At 64.5% G+C, this 942-nt stretch carries 1 protein-coding gene; it reads right to left on the bottom strand.

Features of this window, described 5'->3' with window-relative positions; genetic code table 11:
* Window positions 1-6 precede the first annotated feature (6 nt).
* Window positions 7-942, bottom strand: a 936-nt coding sequence (locus NA8A_RS24185) for a 2-oxo acid dehydrogenase subunit E2 (RefSeq protein WP_009453079.1), incomplete at its 5' end; no start/stop codon positions are given.

Here is a 942-nt window from a genome sequence, read left to right on the forward strand (position 1 = left end):
TGCCCCCTACACCAGCATGGCCATCGGGTTTTCGATGACCGACTTGAAGGCGGCGAGGAGTTCAGCGCCGAGCGCCCCGTCCACCGCACGGTGATCGGTCGACAACGTCACCGACATCACCGTCGCCACCTTGATCTCGCCACCCTTGACCACCGGGCGCTGCTCGCCGGCGCCAACGGCAAGGATCGTCGCGTGCGGCGGATTGATCACCGCGGCGAAATCCTTGATCCCGAACATGCCAAGATTGGAAACCGCCGTGTTGCCGCCCTGATATTCCTCGGGCTTCAGCTTGCGGCTGCGCGCCCGCGAGGCCAGATCCTTCATCTCGTTGGAGATGGCAGAAAGCGTCTTCTCGTCGGCACGCCGGATGATCGGCGTGATCAGGCCGCCGGGGATCGACACCGCAACGCCCACATCGGCGTTCCTGTGCTTGACCATGGCGTTCTCGGTCCACGACACATTCGCCTCCGGCACCATGGCAAGCGCCTTCGCATAGGCCTTGATGACCATGTCGTTGACGGAGAGCTTGTAGGCGGGCTTTTCGCCGTCGGCGCCCTTCACCATCGGGGCCGCATCGTTGAGCTGCTTGCGCAGCGCCAGAAGCGCGTCGATATCGCAATCGAGCGTCAGGTAGAAATGCGGGATGGTGGACTTCGCCTCGACCAGACGGCGAGCGATGGTCTTGCGCATCGTGTCGTGCGGGACGAGTTCGTAGGAGCCTTCCTCGAAGAGCTTCAAGATTGCGTCGTCCGACATCGCCTTGATGGGAGCCGCACCGGCCACGGAAGGCGCTGCCCCGGCAGGAGCCGCAGCGACGGCACCGCCACCCTTGGCGGCAGCTTCCACATCGGCCTTCACCACGCGCCCCTTCGGGCCCGATCCGGAAATCGCCGAAAGCTCGATACCCGCTTCCTTCGCAAGGCGACGCGCAAGCGGAGAGGC

It is taken from the genome of Nitratireductor indicus C115 (assembly GCF_000300515.1).
Taxonomy (GTDB): domain Bacteria; phylum Pseudomonadota; class Alphaproteobacteria; order Rhizobiales; family Rhizobiaceae; genus Nitratireductor; species Nitratireductor indicus.